Source organism: Pseudomonas sp. Root569 (assembly GCF_001427465.1).
Classification (GTDB): Bacteria; Pseudomonadota; Gammaproteobacteria; order Pseudomonadales; family Pseudomonadaceae; genus Aquipseudomonas; species Aquipseudomonas synxantha.
The window spans coordinates 78,283-99,178 of record NZ_LMGQ01000029.1 but is presented as its reverse complement, the minus strand read 5'-3'; the positions used below and the strand labels follow the sequence as shown (position 1 = coordinate 99,178).

The 20,896-nt window shown below is 60.8% G+C and carries 21 protein-coding genes; 13 read left to right on the top strand and 8 right to left on the bottom strand.

What is annotated here, in order from left to right; all coding sequences use genetic code 11:
• Positions 1–53: 53 nt before the first annotated feature.
• Complete coding sequence (locus ASD70_RS27165) at positions 54–806, bottom strand: thioesterase II family protein (protein WP_046071825.1); 753 nt, start codon at positions 804–806, stop codon at positions 54–56.
• Between the two features lie 300 nt (positions 807–1,106).
• Between ASD70_RS27165 and ASD70_RS27160 the strand changes: the two genes are divergently transcribed.
• Positions 1,107–1,658 (top strand): RNA polymerase factor sigma-70, encoded by a 552-nt coding sequence (locus ASD70_RS27160; protein ID WP_043049829.1) that lies wholly within the window; start codon positions 1,107–1,109, stop codon positions 1,656–1,658.
• 723 nt (positions 1,659–2,381) lie between these two features.
• Here the strand turns inward: ASD70_RS27160 and ASD70_RS27155 are convergent.
• The gene (locus ASD70_RS27155; RefSeq protein WP_056847934.1) at positions 2,382–3,170 is read right to left on the bottom strand and encodes a substrate-binding periplasmic protein; all 789 of its coding nucleotides are present in this window, start codon (positions 3,168–3,170) and stop codon (positions 2,382–2,384) included.
• 93 nt (positions 3,171–3,263) lie between these two features.
• The gene (locus tag ASD70_RS27150) at positions 3,264–3,887 is read right to left on the bottom strand and encodes a TetR/AcrR family transcriptional regulator (RefSeq protein ID WP_046071823.1); all 624 of its coding nucleotides are present in this window, start codon (positions 3,885–3,887) and stop codon (positions 3,264–3,266) included.
• 152 nt (positions 3,888–4,039) lie between these two features.
• Here ASD70_RS27150 and ASD70_RS27145 point away from each other — a divergent pair, with 152 nt between their 5' ends.
• The 8 genes from ASD70_RS27145 (at position 4,040) to ppnP (ending at position 13,357) form a co-directional block, all read left to right on the top strand.
• The gene (locus ASD70_RS27145) at positions 4,040–5,818 is read left to right on the top strand and encodes an acyclic terpene utilization AtuA family protein (protein ID WP_046071822.1); all 1,779 of its coding nucleotides are present in this window, start codon (positions 4,040–4,042) and stop codon (positions 5,816–5,818) included.
• A 12-nt stretch (positions 5,819–5,830) separates the two neighbouring features.
• Positions 5,831–6,703 carry an SDR family oxidoreductase gene (locus ASD70_RS27140; protein WP_056847933.1) on the top strand — a complete coding sequence of 291 codons (873 nt, stop codon included), beginning with the start codon at positions 5,831–5,833 and terminating at the stop codon, positions 6,701–6,703.
• 4 nt (positions 6,704–6,707) lie between these two features.
• Positions 6,708–8,324, top strand: a complete 1,617-nt coding sequence (gene atuC / locus ASD70_RS27135; protein WP_046071820.1) for a geranyl-CoA carboxylase subunit beta — start codon at positions 6,708–6,710, stop codon at positions 8,322–8,324.
• 23 nt (positions 8,325–8,347) lie between these two features.
• Entirely contained in the window at positions 8,348–9,505 is a 1,158-nt protein-coding gene (gene atuD, locus ASD70_RS27130) for a citronellyl-CoA dehydrogenase (protein WP_056847932.1), read from the top strand.
• Positions 9,502–10,263 (top strand): enoyl-CoA hydratase/isomerase family protein, encoded by a 762-nt coding sequence (locus tag ASD70_RS27125; RefSeq protein ID WP_056847931.1) that lies wholly within the window; start codon positions 9,502–9,504, stop codon positions 10,261–10,263. The genes atuD and ASD70_RS27125 overlap by 4 nt, the downstream gene beginning before the upstream one ends.
• A 111-nt stretch (positions 10,264–10,374) precedes the next feature.
• Positions 10,375–12,258 (top strand): acetyl/propionyl/methylcrotonyl-CoA carboxylase subunit alpha, encoded by a 1,884-nt coding sequence (locus ASD70_RS27120; protein WP_056847930.1) that lies wholly within the window; start codon positions 10,375–10,377, stop codon positions 12,256–12,258.
• 75 nt (positions 12,259–12,333) lie between these two features.
• Positions 12,334–12,876, top strand: coding sequence for an exonuclease domain-containing protein (locus ASD70_RS27115; RefSeq protein WP_046071816.1), 543 nt, complete (start codon positions 12,334–12,336; stop codon positions 12,874–12,876).
• 196 nt (positions 12,877–13,072) lie between these two features.
• Positions 13,073–13,357, top strand: coding sequence for a pyrimidine/purine nucleoside phosphorylase (ppnP, locus tag ASD70_RS27110; protein ID WP_046071815.1), 285 nt, complete (start codon positions 13,073–13,075; stop codon positions 13,355–13,357).
• Positions 13,358–13,405: 48 nt separating this feature from the next.
• On the opposite strand, the gene ASD70_RS27105 is transcribed toward ppnP, so the two are convergent.
• Positions 13,406–14,209 (bottom strand): MOSC domain-containing protein, encoded by an 804-nt coding sequence (locus ASD70_RS27105; protein ID WP_056847929.1) that lies wholly within the window; start codon positions 14,207–14,209, stop codon positions 13,406–13,408.
• Positions 14,210–14,247: 38 nt separating this feature from the next.
• Positions 14,248–15,183, bottom strand: a complete 936-nt coding sequence (locus tag ASD70_RS27100; protein ID WP_046071813.1) for a chemotaxis protein CheV — start codon at positions 15,181–15,183, stop codon at positions 14,248–14,250.
• Between the two features lie 584 nt (positions 15,184–15,767).
• Between ASD70_RS27100 and ASD70_RS27095 the strand changes: the two genes are divergently transcribed.
• The 3 genes from ASD70_RS27095 to ASD70_RS27085 all read left to right on the top strand — a co-directional run bounded on the left by ASD70_RS27095 (position 15,768) and on the right by ASD70_RS27085 (position 18,110).
• Positions 15,768–16,217, top strand: coding sequence for a hypothetical protein (locus tag ASD70_RS27095; RefSeq protein WP_046071812.1), 450 nt, complete (start codon positions 15,768–15,770; stop codon positions 16,215–16,217).
• Positions 16,218–16,560: 343 nt separating this feature from the next.
• On the top strand, positions 16,561–17,454 hold the full coding sequence (locus ASD70_RS27090; protein WP_046071811.1) for a sensor histidine kinase: 894 nt from the start codon (positions 16,561–16,563) through the stop codon (positions 17,452–17,454).
• A complete protein-coding gene (locus ASD70_RS27085) occupies positions 17,451–18,110 on the top strand; it encodes a response regulator transcription factor (protein ID WP_046071810.1) in 660 nt (219 codons plus the stop codon). Before ASD70_RS27090 ends, ASD70_RS27085 begins: the two co-directional genes overlap by 4 nt.
• On the opposite strand, the gene yegS is transcribed toward ASD70_RS27085, so the two are convergent.
• Positions 18,069–18,989: a lipid kinase YegS gene (gene yegS, locus ASD70_RS27080; RefSeq protein WP_056847928.1), complete on the bottom strand. Its 921-nt coding sequence runs from the start codon at positions 18,987–18,989 to the stop codon at positions 18,069–18,071. The two genes, ASD70_RS27085 and yegS, sit on opposite strands and share 42 nt — an antisense overlap.
• 213 nt (positions 18,990–19,202) lie before the next feature.
• On the opposite strand from yegS, the gene ASD70_RS27075 reads away from it, so the two are divergent.
• Positions 19,203–19,937, top strand: coding sequence for a DUF6875 domain-containing protein (locus tag ASD70_RS27075; RefSeq protein ID WP_056847927.1), 735 nt, complete (start codon positions 19,203–19,205; stop codon positions 19,935–19,937).
• 78 nt (positions 19,938–20,015) lie between these two features.
• Here the strand turns inward: ASD70_RS27075 and ASD70_RS27070 are convergent, their stop codons facing one another.
• Positions 20,016–20,408: a DUF2802 domain-containing protein gene (locus ASD70_RS27070; RefSeq protein WP_046071807.1), complete on the bottom strand. Its 393-nt coding sequence runs from the start codon at positions 20,406–20,408 to the stop codon at positions 20,016–20,018.
• On the bottom strand, positions 20,409–20,891 hold the full coding sequence (locus tag ASD70_RS27065; protein WP_005790025.1) for a chemotaxis protein CheW: 483 nt from the start codon (positions 20,889–20,891) through the stop codon (positions 20,409–20,411).
• Positions 20,892–20,896: the final 5 nt, after the last annotated feature.

The following is a 20,896-nucleotide window of genomic DNA, read 5'->3' as shown; positions in this document are numbered from 1 at the left end:
GAAATCGGCTTACGGGAAATTCGGCTTGCTTGAAAATCAATAACGGTGAGCAATCAGACCGCGAGCCGTTGCCGCGCCGCGTCGATGCGCCAGCGCGCCAGGTGTTCGTCGGCATAGCGGCGCACACAACGCAGCACGGCGCTTTCGTGCTGCACGAGGAAGAAGTGGTGGCCGTCAAACATGTCCAGGGAAAAACCGCTGGCGGTGTCGAGCTGCCAGTCGAGCAGCTGATCGGCGCGCACGCTGTCCTGCTTGCCGCCGAACACATGGATCGGCAGCCCCAGGGGCTTGCGCTCGCCATAGGTGAAGCTGCCGCACAACAGGAAGTCAGCGCGCAAAATCGGCAGCATCAACTGCATCAACTCGGGGTTGGCCAGCGCTTCTTCAGCTGTGCCCTGCAATTGGCGCAAGCGGGCGATCAGTTCGGCATCGTTTTTTTCGATGGCGTATTCACTGACATCGCGCCGCGCCGGCCCGGCGGTGCCGGAAGCAAACAGCGCCAGGGGCGCCGGCACATCGCGCGCACTCAAGGCATGGGCCAATTCAAAGGCTAGCAACCCGCCAAGGCTGTGGCCAAACAGAGCATAGGGGCCGTCGAGGTCACGGCTGATTTCCTCGGCCAACTGTGCCGCAAGGGCCTTGATATCGCGCTGCAACGGCTCATCCATGCGCAGGCCGCGCCCAGGCAATTCCAGCGGGCACACCTGCAGCCAATCCGGCAGGGCGCGACGCCAGCGAGCGTAAACCGAGGCGCTGGCGCCTGAGTGGGGCAGGCAAAACAAGCGCAGCCGGATTGGCGTACTCATGAGGCGAGGACTCCAAACTGCAACATGCCGATTGCACGATAAAAACCCATCTGGTCCTCCTGCGGGTGCTGATACTTGGCCGTTTGTTAACAGGCCTGTCACCCAGAAGAACGGACGGCCCCGGCAAATAATTAGTCGCAGGCGGCGAGCGAGACGTGGTTCACACCTTCCACAAAGGCATAAGATTAGTTCGCCTTCTCATTTGACAATCATTATCATTCAGCATAATTTGTTGCCCGATGTGTAGGAGGCCTCAGCAGGGACGCCCTCCCCTAACCTAATAGCAGTAAGGTGATTTCCATGACGGAACAAGTATCCACAGGCAGGTGCGACTCACCCCTTCTCCAGGCGTTTGTCGACAATCGGCTGATGTTGGTGAAGATCGCGGCACGTATCACCGGTTGCCGCTCCCGCGCCGAAGATGTGGTTCAAGACGCCTACTTCCGACTGCAGTCTGCGCCAACCATCACTTCATCGTTCAAGGCCCAGCTGAGCTACCTGTTCCAGATCGTGCGCAACCTGGCCATCGATCACTACCGCAAGCAGGCCCTGGAGCTCAAATACTCCGGGACCGAAGAGGAAGGCTTGAATGTGGTTATTCACGGCGCTTCGCCGGAAACCTCCCACATCAATTTCAACACTCTGGAAAACATCGCCGACGCCCTGACGCAACTGCCCCAACGCACCCGCTACGCGTTCGAAATGTACCGCCTGCACGGCGTGCCGCAGAAGGACATTGCCAAGGAACTCGGGGTTTCGCCGACGTTGGTGAATTTCATGATTCGCGATGCGTTGGTGCATTGCCGCAAGGTGTCAGGCAGCCATAGCGATACGTTTGCGCGCAGGGTTTGAACGCGGCGCAAACACATGTGGAAGGAGCGGCGCGGGGATTCAACTGGTCTCTGATGACAGATGTCGAACTCGATCAATGTGGGAGGGGGCTTGCCCCCGAAGACGTCAGCCCAGCAAACATTGACGTTGGCTGACCCACCGCTATCGGGAGCAAGCCCCCTCCCACAGGGGATCTGCGCTTAACTGACCGGCATCAGGGCTTGCCCCGGTGAGCATGGGTATCAACACAACTCTGACGTAACGACCGTCAGTAACCACGATGCGAAGCGAGCCGCTCTTGATCTTGCTTTTGATCTGAGGCGCCCCGTTAAACCACGCTGGCCGCAATTCGACAGGGATTTGGGGGGTAAACCGGCAGGGATGCCGGTTTAGCCGCCCCGCGCCATGGATGGCGCGTGGCGGCGGCCCCCCAAATCCCTGTCGGATTACGGGCACACCGAGCCTAAGCGAGGTGCCGAGTGGTGGGGCAAGAGCGTTTGGTTACTTTGCGCTTTTCAAAGTGACCCGCTGTAAAAGCNCGGGCACACCGAGCCTAAGCGAGGTGCCGAGTGGTGGGGCAAGAGCGTTTTGGTTACTTTTGCGCTTTTCAAAAGTGACCCGCTGTAAGAGCGGAACCAATAGCGGCCGTTACCTAAACAATGGATATGTACACGGTCCAACATCCTCGTCAGCCGCAAGGCCGCTGTCGGGAGCAAGCCCCCTCCCACATTTTGCCCTGAGATCTCAGGGCAGCGGTGTTACATCAATGCGATACGGCTCAAAGATCTTCAGCATCTGGCCATTGTCCCGCAGTCCCTTGAGCAATGCTGAAAACGCATCACCCGTGATCGGTGCCTTGGGACGCAGCAACGCGTAATGGTGATACACCTGGTCAATGCGCTCCGACACCAGGAACTGCCTGGCCATGCTCTCGTTGCGCACCATGAAATCACTCAGGTAAGAACGGGTGACCAGCGCGATATCCGCACGCCCACGCGCCACCATCAGCAAGTTGCTGTCATGGGAATAGGTCAACGTGGCGTTGAAGTGTTCGGCCATGTTTTTGGGGTCGGGGTTGAAGTTGGCGAAGGCGTAGTGATAGCCGCTGAATACCGCCAGGCGTTTGCCGGAGAGATCGGCGAAGTAACTCTGGTCGCGCCCGACCTGGCGTTGGGCGACGAAGATTTCTGCGTCCTCCAGGCCCATGTCGACGCTGGTATGGGCAATCTCCCGCCAGCCCCACGACGGGTTTTCGAAGATCGCCATATCGACCCGACCTTGCTCGAAGTCGCGAAAACGCCGGGGGATAGAGGTGGGTACCAGTACAAACTGATAGTCGGTTTGCTCAGCGTTCAGCGCCTCGAGCAATTGCGGCAGCAAACCGGTGTCTGCCCCTTGCTCGGGACGCACGGTGTAGGGCGGAAAGTGCGCCGCACCCACTCTCACCAATTGCGCAGCGCCCGCCTGCGTCCACGCGGCGCTGCTCAGTGCCCATAATGTCAATCCTGCAGCCAGCCGCCATGGCGAAAACATCGAGGCACACACCGTTGAATTCTTTGATGCCGATAAGCTAGGCGTTTTTATCCGGAGAGACAACTTTCGCCATCAAATTTAATAACTTGCGCCTCAGTCTGACTTAAGCACCATCAGCAACGCCTCTTCAGCCAACTGCTCAAGGGTCAAGCTGCCCTGGGCGCGGAACCAGGTGGTGGTCCAGGACAGCGCGCCAGTGAGGAAGCGCCGGGTGATAAACACGTCGCCCTTGATATAGCCAGCGGCCTTGGCCTCGCCCAATACCTGCAGCCAGATCTGTTCGTACACGTCGCGCAGGGCCAGCACCTGGGCCTGACCTTCGGCCGACAGCGAGCGCCATTCGTACACCAGCACCGCCATGGCCTCGCCACTGCCGCCCATGATCGACTGCAACTCGCAGCGAATCAGCGCCAGCACACGCTCGCGCACGTTATTCGCCTCCTCCAGCGAAGCACGCATCATCGCAGTGTTGTAATGGATGGTTTCCTCCATCACTGCCCGCAGGATCTCATCCTTGCTCTTGAAATGATGAAAGATGCTGCCCGACTGGATGCCCACGGCGCTGGCCAAATCCCGCACTGTGGTGCGCTCAAAGCCCTTGTTGCGAAACAGGTGAGCTGCGGTTTGCAGCAATTTTCCCCGCGCACTTTCCGGATCAGTCAATTGGCCACCGTCGACCATGGTGCGCATCACCCCCAGGGCTTTGTGCTCATCCACGCTACTCTCCTTCACTCTACTGACGTCTTGGGCGGCAATTTAGGCCGTGGCTGTCACCCAAGCAAGCGCTTGGGTCAAACTTGTTTCGACAGTTTACAAACCAAGCGCTTGCTTGGTAGTCTCGACACCAGCCATTGGAGCAGGGACTTCTCATGAGCAAGACGGTTCGTATCGGCTGCGCCAGCGCCTTCTGGGGTGACACCTGCACCGCCGCCGCCCAGTTGGTACACGGCGGCGCCTTGGATTACCTGGTATTCGACTACTTGGCCGAAGTCACGATGTCGATCCTGGCCGGTGCGCGCATGAAAGACCCCAAGGCCGGCTACGCCACGGATTTTGTCGAGGTGCTGACGCCCTTGCTGGCGGATATCCAGCAACAGGGCATCAGGGTGATCAGCAATGCCGGCGGCATCAACCCCCAGGCGTGCGCCGCCGCCCTGCAAGCGGCCTGCGACCAGGCTGGCATCGGCCTGAAAATCGCCGTGTTGCTCGGCGATGACCTGCACCCCCAACTCAAACACCTGCCCACAGCCAACGACATGTTCACCGGTGCCCCGCTGCCGCCCGTGTGTGTGTCCGCCAATGCCTATCTCGGCGCGCCAGGCATTGCCCAGGCCCTGGGGTTGGGCGCCGATATCGTTATCACCGGCCGGGTGGTCGACAGTGCAGTGGTCAGCGCAGCATTGGTGCACGAATTCAACTGGTCATGGCAAGACTACGATCACCTCGCCCAGGCCGCGCTGGCCGGGCATATCATCGAATGCGGCGCACAGTGCACCGGCGGCAACTTCACCGATTGGCGCGACGTACCCGACTATGAGCACATCGGTTTCCCCATCGTCGAAGTCAGCGCCGACGGCCACTTCACCGTTAACAAGGTCGAGGGCAGCGGCGGGTTGATCAGCGAACTCAGCGTGGCCGAACAGCTGCTGTATGAAATTGGCGACCCGCGTGCCTACCTGCTGCCGGACGTGATCTGCGATTTGAGCCAAGTCAAATTGCAGCAACAGGGCAAACACTCTGTACGCCTGCATGGCGCCAGGGGATTGCCACCCACCGATCAGTACAAGGTCAGCGCCACCTACCCCGATGGCTTTCGCTGTACCGCCAGTTGCCTGCTTGCAGGCATTGACGCGGTAGCCAAGGCCGAGCGGGTCAGCCAGGCAATCATCAACAAGACCTCGGAACTGTTCAGCCAACGCGGCTGGGCGCCCTACACCGAAGTCAACATCGAACTGCTCGGCAGTGAAGCCACCTACGGCGCCCAGGCCCGGCGTGAGGATTGCCGTGAGGTGGTGGTCAAGCTCGCCGTACGGCACCCGAGCAAGCAGGCGCTGGTGCTGTTCGCCCGCGAGATCGCCCAGGCCGCCACTGGCATGGCGCCAGGCTTGACCGGCATCGTCGGCGGGCGGCCCACGGTGTATCCGCTGATCCGGCTGTTTTCATTCCTGATCGACAAGGCGTGCTGCCAAGTGGTCATCGACTACCAAGGCCAACGCCATGCTGTCGAGCTGCCCGCCTCTGCCGCCATGCTCACCCCAGCCGCACCCATTGACCCCGTCAAACCCCAAGGCCGCGCCGACGCCAGTGTGCCGCTGGTGAAACTGGCCGTGGCACGCTCCGGTGACAAGGGCAACCACAGCAATATCGGCGTGATCGCCCGCCACCCCGACTACCTGCCGTGGATCGCCGAAGCATTGACCCCGGAGGTGATCGTCGACTGGCTGGGCCATGTGCTCGACCCGGTCCATGGCCGTGTCGAACGCTGGTATTTGCCCGGCAGCCACAGCCTGAATTTCCTGCTGGAAAATGCCTTGGGCGGTGGCGGCATCGCCAGCTTGCGCATCGACCCGCAAGGCAAAGCCTTCGCCCAGCAGTTGCTGGAAATCCCCATCGCCGTGCCGCAGCACATTGCCGATCAACTCAGCTAAAGGACCGTCGCCGTGGCCTTCAACTCGATCTTCAAAGCCGACCTGTTCCAGGGGCAAACCGTGATCGTCACCGGTGGCGGCAGTGGCATTGGCCGCTGCACCGCCCATGAACTGGCGGCCCTCGGCGCCCGTGTCATCCTAGTGGGGCGCAAGCCGGAAAAGCTGCAGAAGGTCGCGGCGGAAATTACCGAAGACGACGGCATCGCCCATTGGCTGGCCTGCGATATCCGTGATGAAGAGGCGGTGAAGACGTTAGTCGCCCAGGTCATGCACGATCACGGCCCGATCCATGGCCTGGTCAATAACGCGGGAGGCCAATATCCGTCGCCCCTGGCCGCGATCAATCAAAAAGGCTTTGAAACCGTACTGCGCACCAACCTGGTGGGCGGTTTCCTGATGGCGCGGGAAGTGTTCAACCAGTCAATGAGCCAACACGGCGGCGCCATCGTCAACATGCTCGCCGACATGTGGGGCGGCATGCCTGGCATGGGCCACTCCGGCGCGGCGCGCTCAGGCATGGACAACTTCACCAAGACCGCTGCGTTTGAATGGGGTTATGCCGGGGTGCGTGTGAATGCCGTGGCCCCCGGTTGGATCGCCTCCAGCGGCATGGACACCTATGAAGGCGCGTTCAAGGCGGTGATCCCTACCCTGCGCGAGTATGTACCGCTCAAGCGTATCGGCACCGAGTCGGAAGTCAGCGCCGCTATCGTGTTTCTGCTCAGCCCGGCCGCGGCCTTCGTCAGCGGCAGCACCCTGCGCATCGACGGCGCCGCCAGCTTGGGCAGCCGGGCGTGGCCGTTGCACAAGGCGCAAGCGTCCAGTGAACCCTTCAACGGTTTCCACCGTGCGTACCTGCCGGATGTGCTCAAGGCGGAGCAATAACCCCATGCCGACAATTGAAAGCCTGATCGACGCCCACAGCCCGCAGTTCGCGCAAAACCGCGAAGCCATGCTGGCCGCCATCGCCCAGTTGCGCCAGCTGGAACACACCCTGCTTGCCAAAGCCCAGGAAGCCAAGCCCAAGTTCGACAAGCGCGGCCAATTGCTGCCCCGGGAGCGCCTCAATTTGCTGCTCGACCCTGGCGCGCCGTTCCTCGAGCTGGCAAGCCTTGCCGGCTACAAACTCCATGACGACAAGGATGGCAGCGCGGCCGGTGGCGGGTTGATCGCCGGCATCGGCTATGTCAGCGGCGTGCGCATGCTGGTAGTGGCCAACAACAGCGCGATCAAGGGCGGCACCATTTCCCCCTCCGGCCTGAAAAAATCCCTGCGCCTGCAACAGATCGCCATGGAAAACAAACTGCCGGTGGTGACCCTGGCCGAAAGCGGCGGCGCCAACCTCAACTATGCCGCCGAGATTTTCGTCGAGGGCGCACGCAGCTTTGCCAACCAGGCGCGCATGTCGGCCATGGGCCTGCCGCAAATTACCGTAGTGCATGGCTCAGCCACGGCAGGCGGTGCGTATCAACCGGGTTTGTCGGATTACGTGGTGGTAGTGCGCGGCAGGGCCAAGCTGTTCCTCGCCGGGCCACCGTTGCTCAAGGCCGCTACCGGCGAAATCGCCACCGACGAAGCACTGGGCGGCGCTGAGATGCACGCGCAAACCGCTGGCACTGCCGAATACCTGGCGGAAAACGATGCCGACGGCGTGCGCATCGTGCGTGAAATTGTCGGCTTGCTGGCGTGGAATCAGCGTCTGCCCCTCGCGCCCAAACGTGCCTACGCAGAGCCGCTATATCCCATTGAAGAGTTGCTGGGGCTGATCCCCGATGACCCGAAAAAACCCTACGACGTGCGCGAGATCCTCGCACGCCTGGCAGACGGCTCGCACTTTCTTGAATTCAAGGGCGAGTTCGACGCCCACACCGTCTGCGGCCACCTGCAGATCCAGGGGCGCGCCGTCGGCGTGATCGGCAACAACGGCCCCATCACGCCCAAGGGCGCGAGCAAGGCCGCGCAGTTTATCCAGCTGTGCGACCAGAGCCGCACGCCGCTGCTGTTCCTGCATAACACCACCGGTTTCATGGTCGGCACCGAGTCCGAACAGCAAGGGGTGATCAAGCACGGCGCGAAGATGATCCAGGCAGTGGCCAATGCCCGCGTGCCTAAACTCACCCTTGTGGTCGGCGGTTCCTACGGTGCCGGCAACTATGCAATGTGCGGCCGCGGCCTGGACCCACGCTTTATCTTCGCCTGGCCCAACAGCCGCACGGCGGTGATGGGTGGCGCGCAGGCCGGCAAGGTGCTGCGCATCGTCACCGAGGCCAAGCAATTGAAGGACGGCCTGGTGCCCGATCCCAAGGTACTGGACATGCTCGAACAGGTCACCGCGCAGAAGCTCGACAGCCAATCCACCGCACTTTACGGCAGCGCCAACCTGTGGGACGACGGGCTGATTGATCCACGGGATACCCGTACCTTGCTCGGGTTTCTATTGGATATCTGTGATGAAGCCGAACGGCGACAACTGCAACCGAACAGCTTTGGTGTAGCGCGTTTCTAACGACGGCCAGGAGAACTATAAAAATGATCTTCACCCAGGAACATCAGGAACTGCGCCGCACCGTGCGCGCTTTCGTCGACCGCGAGATCAACCCCCATGTGGATGAATGGGAAAAAGCCGGGCGTTTTCCCATCCATGAAATCTTCCGTAAAGCCGGCGACCTCGGTCTGCTGGGCATTTCCAAGCCGGAGCAGTTCGGCGGCATGGGCCTGGACTACAGCTACTCCATCGTCGCCGCCGAAGAATTTGGCACCATTGGCTGTGGCGGCATCCCCATGTCCATCGGTGTGCAGACCGACATGTGCACCCCGGCCCTGGCCCGTTTCGGTTCGGATGAGCTGCGCGACGAATTCCTGCGCCCGGCCATCAGCGGCGAACAGGTCGGCTGCATCGGTGTTTCGGAAACCGGCGCCGGCTCCGACGTGGCCGGGCTCAAGACCCATGCGCGCAAGGACGGCGACGACTACGTGATCAACGGCAGCAAGATGTGGATCACCAACTCGCCCAGCGCCGACTTTATCTGCCTGCTGGCCAACACCTCCGATGACAAGCCGCACATCAACAAATCCCTGATCATGGTGCCGATGAACAGCCCGGGCATCAGCGTCAGCGCGCCCCTGGAAAAGCTCGGCATGCACAGCTCCGAGACCGCCCAGGTGTTCTTCGATGGCGTGCGCGTGCCGCAGCGCAACCGCATCGGCCAGGAAGGCGCGGGCTTCATGATGCAGATGCTGCAATTCCAGGAAGAACGCCTGTTTGGCGCGGCCAATATGATCAAGGGCCTGGAGTACTGCATCGACAGCACCATCGCGTACTGCAAGGAGCGCCAGACCTTCGGCAAAGCGTTGATCGACAACCAGGTGATCCATTTTCGCCTGGCCGAACTTGCGACCGAAATCGAATGCCTGCGCGCCTTGGTCTACCAGGCCACCGAGCAATACATCAAGGGCCAGGACGTCACTCGCCTGGCGTCGATGGCCAAGCTCAAGGCCGGGCGCCTTGGCCGCGAGGTCAGCGACAGTTGCCTGCAATATTGGGGCGGCATGGGTTTCATGTGGGACAACCCGGTAGCCCGCGCCTATCGCGATGTGCGCCTGGTGTCGATTGGCGGCGGCGCCGACGAAATCATGCTGGGCATCATCTGCAAACTGATGGGCACCCTGCCCGGTAAAAAGCCATGAACACCCTGCTGCTCGAAGCCCATAGCGGCGTGCTGCATATCACCCTCAACCGGTCGGAGTGCCGCAATGCGATGAGCCTGGCAATGGTCAAGGAACTGCGTGCGGTATTGGCACAGTTGGACAGCCAGGTGCGCGCCGTGGTGATCAGTGGTGCGGGCGGGCACTTCTGCGCGGGGGCCGATGTGAAGGACTTGGTTGGCGCAGGCGCTCAGTTGCAAGCGTTGAACCGGGCATTTGGCACCTTGCTGCAAGAGGTAGAAGCCGTACCGCAGGTGGTGATTGTGTTGCTGCAAGGCGCAGTGCTGGGCGGCGGCTTTGGCTTGGCGTGCGTGAGTGATATTGCGATCGCCGACCACCAGGCCCAGTTCGGCTTGCCCGAGACCTGCCTGGGGTTGCTGCCGGCGCAGATTGCCCCCTTTGTGGTCAAGCGTATTGGGCTGACCCAGGCACGCCGACTGGCGCTGACGGCGGCGCGGTTCGATGGGGTTGAAGCCGAGCGGCTGGGGGTGGTGCATTTTGTCGAGCACGATGCCCAGGCCCTGGCCCAGCGCCTGGACGAAGTGCTGGGGCAGGTGTTGCAGTGCGCGCCGGGGGCGAATGCGCGAACCAAGGCGTTGTTGTTGGCCAGCATGGATGAGCCGCTTGATGCAGTGCTGGACCGCGGGGCGCAGTGGTTTGCCGAGGCAGTCGCGAGCGAGGAAGGGATTGAGGGCACACAGGCGTTTGTGCAAAAGCGCAAGCCACGGTGGTGCGAATGACGCCTTCGCGAGCAAGCCCGCTCCCACAGGTTGGAATGCATTTCAAATGTGGGAGGGGGCTTGCTCCCGATGAGGCCAGAACAGCCAATCCACCCTTCAAGGAATAGACCAATGCCCGCCTTCAGCAAAATCCTGATCGCCAACCGCGGCGAAATCGCCTGCCGCATCCAACGCACCGCCCAGGCATTGGGTTACCGCACCGTCGCTGTGTACAGCGACGCCGACAGCCACGCCCTGCACGTGCAGATGGCCGACGAAGCCGTGAACATCGGCCCCGCCCCCGTCCATCAGTCATACCTGAACATAGCCGCCATCCTCGACGCCGCCCAACGCACCGGCGCCGACGCCATCCACCCCGGCTACGGCTTCCTCTCCGAAAACCCCGACTTCGCCCGTGCCTGCCAGAGCGCCAATATCACCTTCATCGGCCCCAGCGTCGAAGCCATCGAACTGATGGGCAGCAAGCGCCTGTCCAAGCTCGCCATGCTCGATGCCGGCGTACCTTGTATCGCCGGCTACCAAGGCAGCGCCCAGCACGATGCCACGCTGCAACAAGAAGCCCAGCGCATCGGCTTCCCGTTGATGATCAAGGCCAGCGCCGGTGGCGGTGGGCGTGGCATGCGCCTGGTGCACCAACCCGAACAGTTGCTGGAGCAACTACGCACCGCACGCTCGGAAGCCATGAACGCCTTCGGCAACGACGAACTGATCCTCGAACAGGCGCTGGTCGACCCGCGCCACGTTGAAGTGCAACTGTTCGGCGACAGCCATGGCAACCTGATCTACCTCGGCGAGCGCGATTGTTCGATCCAGCGCCGCCATCAGAAAATCATCGAAGAAGCCCCTTGCCCGGTGATGACCGCCGAGTTGCGCCAGGCCATGGGCGAAGCCGCGCTCAAGGCTGGACGGGCGGTGAATTACGTCGGCGCCGGCACCGTGGAGTTTCTGCTCGACCGCAACGGCCGGTTCTATTTCCTGGAAATGAATACACGCCTGCAAGTCGAACACCCGGTGACCGAACTGATCACCGGCCTCGACCTGGTGGCCTGGCAACTGCACATCGCCGCAGGCCAGCCCCTTCCGTTGGCACAGGCCGATGTAGCCCTCAATGGCCATGCCATGGAGGTGCGCCTGTACGCCGAAGACCCGGCCCAGGGTTTCCTGCCGCAAACCGGTGAAGTGTTGCGTTGGGAGCCCGCCCCTGGTGTGCGTATTGACCATGGTTTGTGTGAAGGTGACCAAGTCAGCCCGTTCTATGACCCGATGCTGGGCAAGATCATCGTCCATGGCGCCAACCGTGAAGAGGCCCGACGTAAGTTGCTGCGGGCGGTGGAAGACACGGTGTTACTCGGCGTCACCACGAATCAGCAACTATTGGCTGATTTGCTCAAGCATCCGGGTTTTATCGCCGGCGATTTCAGCACCGCCTTTATCGCAGAACACTTCGGCGAAATACCGCCCCAAGTGCTCTCAAACGAACAGCTCAGCTTGGCAGCAGCGCTGTTTTATAGACACAGCGCCGACCAGCATCCCCAAGGACTGGCAGGATGGCGCAACAATGCCAATGCTTCGTGCACCTACCGCCTTGAGGCCAATGGCGAAATCCACACCGTGAGTGCCGACGCCCAGCAACTCACCACCGACGGGCGTTGGGCCACACAGGTACTCAATGGCATCCGCCGGCGTATCGCCTACCACCTCGACGACTCCCAGTTGTGGCTGCCCGGCATGACGGTGATCAACCGCACCCAGCAAGCCGCCAGCCGCCAGGTCGACGCCAGCAGCGGCACGGTCAAGGCCCCCATGGACGGCGCCATCGTCGACATACGCGTCAGCGTCGGCGAGCGGGTCAGCAAAGGCCAACTGCTGCTGGTGCTCGAAGCGATGAAAATGGAGCACCCGCTGAAGGCTGGCATCGATGGCATCATCAAGGGCGTACAGGTCTTGACGGGTGATCAGGTGCGCAATCGCCAGGTTTTGCTGGAGATCGAATAACGGCCCTGGGCGGAACTACAAGGCCGGGCTACGCTCTATCCCCATCAGAAAGGGACGAGTACGGGAACCTGCACCATGCCTCATTGGCTGATTATTGACCTTGAAGCCACAACGGATGACGGCGGTTGGCCCGTGACGGAGATGGAAGTCATCGAGATTGGCGCCAGCCTGGTCAACCGCCAGGGCCGCGAACTGGATCACTTCCAGCGCTTTGTGCGGCCACTGCGACGGCCACTGCTGACGCCCTTTTGCCGCAAACTGACCCACATCACCCAGGCCAATATCGACGCAGCCGCACCGATCACCGAGGTGTGGCCGCTGTTCGAGCGCTGGCTGGGCCAGCATCAGGCTCGCCTGGAAGGCTGGGCCAGCTGGGGTGATTACGATCGCGTGCAGCTTGAGCTGGAATGGCAACGCCATGACCTGGCCAGCGCCCTGGGCCAAACACCCCATGTGAACCTCAAGCAGCGCTTTGCCAAGGCCCGGCGCCTGGACAAGCCGCTGGGGCTCAACGGCGCCCTGCAATTGGCGGGGATGCAGTTCCATGGCCAGCAGCATCGCGCGTTGGAAGATGCACGCAACACCGCACGCCTGTTGCCGTTGATTTTGCCGGTCTAGGCAGCGCTTGCAGCCTTGGGCATACTGGACAACCACTTTCCTTGATGCTGCCCACCTGTAGGAGCGAGCTTGCTCGCGAAAAACCTGAGAGCACCGCGTTTAACCGGATGCGCTGCGTTATCGTTGACGATCTTCGCGAGCAAGCTCGCTCCTACAGTGGTGGCGTAAGCCTTGACCCTTTTTTGAGGATTCACCCATGTTCAAAGTCAACGAGTACTTCGACGGCACCGTCAAGTCGATCGCTTTCGGCACCGCAGAAGGGCCGGCGACCATCGGTGTGATGGCCCCGGGTGAATACGAATTCGGCACCGCCCAGCGTGAAATCATGCACGTGGTTTCCGGCGCCCTGACCGTCAAGCTGCCCGACAGCAGCGAGTGGGAAACCTTTGCCGCCGGCAGCCAGTTCAACGTGCCGGCCAACAGCAAGTTCCAATTGAAGGTCGCCGTGGACACCGCTTACCTGTGTGAATACCGCGGCTAAGCATCACCGGCAAACAAAAATGCCCGTCTCCAGCGAGACGGGCATTTTTTATTCCAGCACCGTCACCGGCATGCCGACTTCCAGGTGCCCGATGCCGTCGTTGACCAGGTTCTGGCCGAACATCGCGCCCTTCTCGGTCTTGCGATAGGTCTCCAGCGTGGCGAAAGGCTCACGGTCGGGACTGCGCTCGCCGGTCTGCGGGTCAATGGTGGTGAGGATGCAGCGCGAGCACGGCTTGACCACCCGAAACTCCAAGTCGCCGATGCGCAAGCGTTTCCAGCCATCTTCGGCGAAGGCCTCGGCGCCCTCGATCACCAGGTTGGGCCGAAAGCGCAGCATTTCCATCGGCCGGCCGATATGCGCGCACAGGTCGTCCAGGGAAGCCTGCCCGATCAACAGCAAGGGGTAACCGTCGGCGAACCCCACCTGATCGTGATCCTGGCCATAACCGGAGTCGGTAGAACGCGCACGCTCCAAGGGCATATGCACCAGGCGTGTGGGTTTGCCGATGAACGCGCTGACCCAAGCCGCCGCTGCATCGCCCGCATCCGGTACGCGCAAGGTGTCGCGCCAGATGGTGACACCGCGTAAGTCCTCGTCGCCGGGCAAAGCCACCTCCAGCGGCGCATGACCGGGCGAACTGAGGGTCAGGCCGCCCATGCTGTTCCACAGCGCCGACAGTTGGCTCATCTTCGCCACCGCCCGCTGCGTCAGGAACCGCCCGCTGGCTTCGTCCACCAGCATCCAGCGTCGATCCCCCTGCAACCCGAGTTTATCCAGGCCGATCTGCTGCAAAAGTTCGCCCTTGCCGGATTTCAACGGGTAACGGTACAACGCACTGAGACGAAGCATGGGCCTGCATTCCTAGGACACAAAGTGTCATCCTAACCTCAGGCAGGCACTTCGTCCAACATCAGTCGTTGGCGCACCACATCTACCAGCTTGTCCGGCTGGAATTTGGAGAGGAAATTGTCACAACCCACCTTCTTCACCATCGACTCGTTGAAGCTGCCCGACAGTGAGGTGTGCAGTACTACGTAGAGCCCACGCAGGCGCGGGTCATTGCGGATTTCGGTGGTGAGGCGGTAGCCGTCCATCTCGGGCATTTCGGCATCGGTGAAGATCATCAGCAGCTTGTCGGTCATCACCTGGCCCGTGTCAGCCCAGGCCTTGAGCATGTTCAGGGCCTTGAGGCCGTCACTGGCGATGTGCATCTTCACGCCCAACTGGCCGAGGGTGTCACGCAACTGCGACAGGGCCACGTTGGAGTCGTCCACCAGCAGCACTTCGCGGCCACGGGCACGCTCCAGGATCGGGTCTTCAAGTTTTTCCCGGGAGACCTTGGCGTTGTAGGGCACGATCTCGGCGAGGACTTTCTCCACGTCGATGATCTCCACCAACTGGTCATCGACCTTGCTGATGGCGGTGAGGTAATGCTGGCGCCCGGCGCTGGTCGGCGGCGGCAGGATGGCTTCCCAGTTCATGTTGACGATGCGGTCGACCCCGCCTACCAGGAACGCCTGCACCGAACGGTTGTATTCGGTGACGATAATGGTGCTGTTGGGCCCTGGCACCAGAGGGCGCATGCCGATGGCCTGGGACAGGTCGATCACCGGCAAGGTCTGGCCACGCAGGTTGACCACCCCGCACACGAAGGGGTGGCGCTGGGGCATCAGGGTCAGCTTGGGCAGCTGCAGCACTTCCTGCACCTTGAACACGTTGATGGCAAACAATTGCCGCCCGGCCAGGCGGAACATGAGAATTTCCAGGCGATTCTCACCCACCAATTGCGTGCGTTGATCTACCGTGTCGAGAATGCCGGCCATTGAAAGCTCCTGGTGTGCTGAGGGAATGTGCCACTGATGCGAGCGTGGCGCGCTCTCGAGGTTGTCGCGAGCCAACTCGCGCCTGTAGTGGGTTATCGGCGGCAAACGCCAGACCTTGACCTGAGTAAAATGCCATGTAAATTCATTGATGTCACACTGACATCATGCTTTACTGCAACGGCTCCTGCATAGGCAGAGACCATGACCTTGCGCGACATCCAAATCGACGCGAGGTTCCGCTATATAAGGGATTCCCCTAGGCACAATCGGGCCTAACCTGATATTCGCGATATCTAATAGCCATTAATGTGACGCCATTCTCATTGCATGAATGGAGTCAGGCTTTTGTTTGCCATCCCAAGCCCTCGGCCCACCGGCCTTTCAGGCACTTACATGTCGGCTACTAAAGGTGTGCAAGCAGTCCCGATAATGAGGACGAAGTACGGCCTTTGTCGGCATTTCAATAAACGTCCTACAGCAACATCAGAAGCGACCTACAGATTCCCGTCAAATTTCAGCGCTAGTTTTAAGCTATTCGCCCGGTGCGACATCTCATCACCCGACCTAAAGTTGTGGAGACTTGCATGATGAATAGCGCAAACGAATGGCAAACAGCACTTCCCGATTTTCTGCTGGAAGCGGAAATGCTGCTGGCCAAGTCTGAAGAATGCCTGAACCACCTGCATTTGATCCGCAACGACAGCGATGCCATCGACTGCATGAAGGCAAGCCTGGCTAAACTGGCTGAAAAAGCCGACGGCCTGGCCTTGCAGGCGATCAGCGAGTTCTCACGACATATCCAGTACCTGATCGCCAATGCCGTGAGCCCCGTGCAACTGCATGACCAGGCACTGGATGCGCTGCATGACTGCCTGACGCTACTGGCTTGGCAGTTGGAGCTGATCGACATGCGTACCGGCGAGTTGAGTCTGGACGACAGTGAACAGACATCGCTGATTGCAACGGTGACCTCGCAGATCCCGCAAAAAGATTATGCACCTGACCTGCAGTCTCGCTTGCAGCAGGGATCTTGAACCGCAAAGGTCGTATTTAATACCTGGCTATCTGAAAACGACCGTTTTTGCTCAAAAGATGAAACCCACTTAGCCTGTCATTCAATAGTTGTACAAACTACTCTAATTAATACAACTGGCTATCTTTGAACTCTGGGACTATTGCTCAGAGCGCTGACGTGGCCAACACATCCAACAGGGAAAGTGCCAGGCGACCAACGGTAATAGTGGTGGTACTATGCTCCGCTCGAAGTGACTCAACTTCATCATGGATAACCACGATTCGGCACCGCATTCCCAACAGAGCCCAGTCAACCGCCGTGACCGGTCTTCCCGCAGCGAACCCTCATTGGCTCCATCCGCTATGTACGCCAGTCTCAAGTCACTCATCGCAAGGTCCGTGTCCCGCAGTCATGCACCTCGCATAGTCCTTGCCCTGTGCCTGTGCGCAACGCTGGCCAGTCTATGGGCCTACCTGCATGGCGCGTCGCTGCCGTTATTGATCCTGCTGCTCAACTTCGCCACGCTGGTGGTGGTGGGCCTGTACCAGTGGTGCTCGCGCAAAGCCATCAAGTTCCAGCCCCAGGAACTGGCCGACCGCCTGCTGCAAGTCCAGGAAAACGAACGCCACCGTCTCAGCCGCGAACTGCACGACGACATTGGCCAACTGCTGACCGCCGCCAAACTGCAAGGCGAATGGCTGCAACGTCGCCTGCCCCAAGACCTGCAAAACCATTGTTCAGTGCTGTGCAACACGCTCAACGAAACCCTGGCTAAGGTGCGCGACGTGTCCGCGATCCTCAACCCTCGCCAGCTGGCAAGCCTGGGCCTGGAAGCCAGCCTGCGCGCGCACCTGCTCAAGACCTTGGAGAACACCCAGGTATGCTGGAGCCTGGAGTGCCAGCAACGACTGACCGGCATCCCCGAGGAAATGGCCGTGGCGGCCTTTCGCATCACCCAGGAAGCCGTCACCAACATGCTTCGCCATGCCCAGGCGCACAATCTGCTGGTGCGCCTGCAACGCCTGCCCGAAGGCCTGTCGCTGATGATCTGCGATGACGGCCTGGGTTTCTCGCCCGCCACCGACCCCGGCCGGGAAGGCCAGCGGGGCATGGCCGGCATGAGCGAACGGATAGATCAGTTGGGAGGCACGTTGTCCGTCAGCAGCCAGCCAGGCAAAGGCACACGCATCGACGCACTTTTCCCCTGGGCGCCCCGCGCCCTCAAACGGGCCAGCTCCCCTAAGGTTCTCGAGTGACCTGCACCTTACTCCTGGTCGATGACCACGCACTGATTCGCGCCGGCGTACGGGCGCTGATCCTGGATATCCCCGGCTACAGCGTGATCGGTGAGGCCAGCGATGGTGCGCAGTTGCTGGAGCAATTCAGTGCCCTGCAGCCGGACATCGTGCTGCTCGACCTGTCGATGAAACACACCGGCGGCCTGGATGCCTTGCAGCAACTCAAAAGCGCCTACCCCACGTGCAAGGTGCTGATCCTGTCGATGCACACCGACCCCGAGCTGATCATGCGTGCGCTGGAGGCGGGCGCCCACGGCTACCTGCTCAAGGACACCACCGCCAACGAGCTGGAACACGCGCTGCTGGCCCTGCGTAACAACGAACGCTACCTGAGCCCCGCAATCGCCCACACGGTGATCAACCAAGCGCTGATCCGCAGCCAGGGCCCGAACGCACCCGTCGCCAACGGCCATAACCTGACAGCGCGACAACTGGAAATCCTGCGCCTGATCGTGCGCGGCAAGTCCACCCGGGAAATCGCCCACGGCCTGGGCCTGAGCATCAAGACCGTGGAAGCCCACCGCTCGCAGATCATGAAGCGCTTGCAGATTTTCGACGTGGCGGGCCTCGTGCTATTTGCCGTGCGTGAGCAGATCATCAGCCTGGACGACTAGCGGCGACCCCAGCGGCAGGTGCACGCGCAGGGCCTTTGGCAATGCTTCGAAATGCAGATCATCGCCTTCCAGCGGCTCACCATCGAGGTTGATATACAAGCCTTGGGCGACCTTGATATTGACCCATGGCAGGCGTGCGCGAACGAACATGGTGTCCAGGCCCCAGCCGTTGTTCATCAACTCACGTAGCGTACCGACCACCTCCTGGGGGGCCGGCAGGATGCTGACGTCGAGCAATCCATCATCGGCCAATGCGCCAGGGCACAGGACATGCCCGCCACCGGCCTGACGCCCGTTGCCGATACCCAGTGCGAGCAGCTCGCCTTTCCAGTGGAAATCCGGGCCTTCCAGCTCCCCGTAGGCGGCCTTCAATTCACTGAAGCGCGATAAACCGGTGAACAGGTAGGCGGCACCGCCGAGGACCTTCTTCAGGTCTTCGGAGGTGTTGGCCGTGACCTGGCTGCCGAAACCTCCGGTAGCCATGTTCAGGAAGATCTGACCGCCCACCTGGCCAAGGTCGATAGCCCTGGGTTGAACGTCCAGCAACGCCAGGGCGCCAGCCGGTTCCAAGGGCACACCGGCGGCCTTGGCGAAGTCATTGGCGGTGCCCAGGGGCATCAGTACCAGGCTGGCATCGGTCTTGGCCAACGCCATGGCCTCGGCCACATCGCGCAGGGTGCCGTCGCCGCCACCGGCGATGATATGGGTATAGCCGTTATCCAGTGCCTCGTTGACCAGACGCTGGGCATCGCCGCCCTCCCAGGTCACCCGCACCGCCAACTCCCAACCCTGCTTGCGCCTGGCCTGCACGGCGCTGCGCACGTCCTCGTTGAGGGCTTGCTTGCCGTGGAGGATTAACAGGGCCTTGGGGGTTGTCATGGGGGAATCTCCTGGTTCAAAGGTGCTTGAAGGATGTTGACCCTGAAACAGCAGGAAAAAGTCACTGGGGATTGGAAATTAGTGACGAACTTACTCTGGGCTCAAAGATTTCGTACACGGCCCCAGGACATTGCACCTTCGTACCGTGGCCGCACTCCATCAACCTCATCGTGCACGCACCTCTCCAGACTTCAACCAAAACGAGCGGCGAACATGATGAAGATAGAACCCCAACATACAGATCACTCGACACCCCTCGAACTGATCCCCATTGCCAACTTGATCAACTCAGCGCATGAGGACGACTCAACACTCAGCCCTTTGCAGCACATCGCACGCTGGTCCAGTGAATACCTGTGCAAGCCCAGCGCGGACATCGGACGCCCCGGCGTAGTCTGCCCCTGGACGCCCAACGCGATGAAACGAGAAACGTTCTGGCTGACCGAACTGGCGACGCGCGACCGTTGCGACCAGGCCGTATGCGAAGACATGCTGTCGTTAATTGACCACTTCAACCGGGCAGCGCCGACAGAAGGTGATAAAACCCAATTCAAGACTATTGTCGCCGTCTTTCCTGATATTCATCCGGAACATAAAGTCGACGAATTCCACGCCATGTTGAAGCCCGCCTTTCTTGACGCGGGTCTAATGCTTGGCGAGTTCTATTCCACCTGCAAAAAACCTGGCCTCAGGAATCCGGAGTTCCGGCCACTGACCTCGCCCATACCGCTACTGGTGGTCAGGGAGATGGTGGATTTCGACATTGTATTTCTTGCAGATTCGCAGGCCTACGTTAACGCCTACTTGAAACGCCACGGCGCTGCGGGGTTGGACACACTCGAACGGACGCTCAAACACCGCGAACGTTTTGGCCTGGATCCGGACCAGGTTGTCATCCTTGAACGCACCCTGGCTGAACACCGCACCACCGACTCGAGGGTGAGCTAGCGACAGGACTGGCATTGGCGGGCGAGGCGCAATGGGTGCGCGAGTGCTGCCTGGCCGGTGCCTGTCGGCCAAACAGGCTCAGCTCTTGTGCAACTTGCTCATCAACTGCGCCTCGGCCTGGGTCAACCCGCAAGACTGCGTCAACTCATCCACGGTCGCGCCCATGCCCACCAGCTTGGCGGCCTGGGCAAACGACAGGTTCGAAGGATCGCGCTGCTCCAACTGCACCAACTTGTCCGGCAACGGCGCAAGTATCGCGCGCAGTTCATGCACTTCATCCCCGACCCGCACGGCACTTTGCTGGAAGTGGTCGACACGCTTGACCAGTTCCAGGATGCGCCGGTCGCGCACCGCATCGCGTTCGGCCTGTTGCAGGGCCAACTCCCGTTGCTGGCGTACATAGCGCAGCACAAACGCCAAGGTCCCGGCCCATAACAGGGCCAGGACAATCACCGCTGCCTCAAGGAACAATCAGATGCTCTCCAGTTCCGACCATTCTTCTTCGCTCATCATTTTGTCCAGCTCAACCAGAATCAACAGCTCGTTGTTCTTGTTGCACACGCCCTGGATGAACTTGGCCGATTCTTCGTTACCGACGTTCGGCGCGGTTTCCACTTCCGATTGGCGCAGGTAGACCACTTCGGCCACGCTGTCGACCATGATCCCGACCACCTGCTTGTCGGCTTCGATGATCACGATGCGCGTGTTGTCGCTGACTTCGACCGTGTCCAGGCCGAAGCGCTGGCGGGTGTCGATCACGGTTACCACGTTGCCGCGCAGGTTGATGATGCCCAGCACGTAGCTTGGCGCACCCGGCACTGGCGCGATTTCGGTATAGCGCAGCACTTCCTGCACACGCATGACGTTGATGCCGTAGGTTTCGTTGTCCAGTTTGAAGGTAACCCATTGCAGGATCGGATCATCCAAACCTTGTGCGGACGCTGACTTGTTCATCTCTC

Excerpts from the sequence above, each read along its gene's own strand:
- ASD70_RS27165 (WP_046071825.1), bottom strand. The coding sequence starts at position 806 with ATGAGTACGCCAATCCGGCTGCGCTTGTTTTGCCTGCCCCACTCAGGC.
- ASD70_RS27160 (WP_043049829.1), top strand. The coding sequence starts at position 1,107 with ATGACGGAACAAGTATCCACAGGCAGGTGCGACTCACCCCTTCTCCAG.
- ASD70_RS27155 (WP_056847934.1), bottom strand. The coding sequence starts at position 3,170 with ATGTTTTCGCCATGGCGGCTGGCTGCAGGATTGACATTATGGGCACTG.
- ASD70_RS27145 (WP_046071822.1), top strand. The coding sequence starts at position 4,040 with ATGAGCAAGACGGTTCGTATCGGCTGCGCCAGCGCCTTCTGGGGTGAC.
- atuC (WP_046071820.1), top strand. The coding sequence starts at position 6,708 with ATGCCGACAATTGAAAGCCTGATCGACGCCCACAGCCCGCAGTTCGCG.
- atuD (WP_056847932.1), top strand. The coding sequence starts at position 8,348 with ATGATCTTCACCCAGGAACATCAGGAACTGCGCCGCACCGTGCGCGCT.
- ASD70_RS27125 (WP_056847931.1), top strand. The coding sequence starts at position 9,502 with ATGAACACCCTGCTGCTCGAAGCCCATAGCGGCGTGCTGCATATCACC.
- ASD70_RS27120 (WP_056847930.1), top strand. The coding sequence starts at position 10,375 with ATGCCCGCCTTCAGCAAAATCCTGATCGCCAACCGCGGCGAAATCGCC.
- ASD70_RS27115 (WP_046071816.1), top strand. The coding sequence starts at position 12,334 with ATGCCTCATTGGCTGATTATTGACCTTGAAGCCACAACGGATGACGGC.
- ppnP (WP_046071815.1), top strand. The coding sequence starts at position 13,073 with ATGTTCAAAGTCAACGAGTACTTCGACGGCACCGTCAAGTCGATCGCT.
- ASD70_RS27105 (WP_056847929.1), bottom strand. The coding sequence starts at position 14,209 with ATGCTTCGTCTCAGTGCGTTGTACCGTTACCCGTTGAAATCCGGCAAG.
- ASD70_RS27100 (WP_046071813.1), bottom strand. The coding sequence starts at position 15,183 with ATGGCCGGCATTCTCGACACGGTAGATCAACGCACGCAATTGGTGGGT.
- ASD70_RS27095 (WP_046071812.1), top strand. The coding sequence starts at position 15,768 with ATGATGAATAGCGCAAACGAATGGCAAACAGCACTTCCCGATTTTCTG.
- ASD70_RS27090 (WP_046071811.1), top strand. The coding sequence starts at position 16,561 with ATGTACGCCAGTCTCAAGTCACTCATCGCAAGGTCCGTGTCCCGCAGT.
- yegS (WP_056847928.1), bottom strand. The coding sequence starts at position 18,989 with ATGACAACCCCCAAGGCCCTGTTAATCCTCCACGGCAAGCAAGCCCTC.
- ASD70_RS27075 (WP_056847927.1), top strand. The coding sequence starts at position 19,203 with ATGATGAAGATAGAACCCCAACATACAGATCACTCGACACCCCTCGAA.
- ASD70_RS27065 (WP_005790025.1), bottom strand. The coding sequence starts at position 20,891 with ATGAACAAGTCAGCGTCCGCACAAGGTTTGGATGATCCGATCCTGCAA.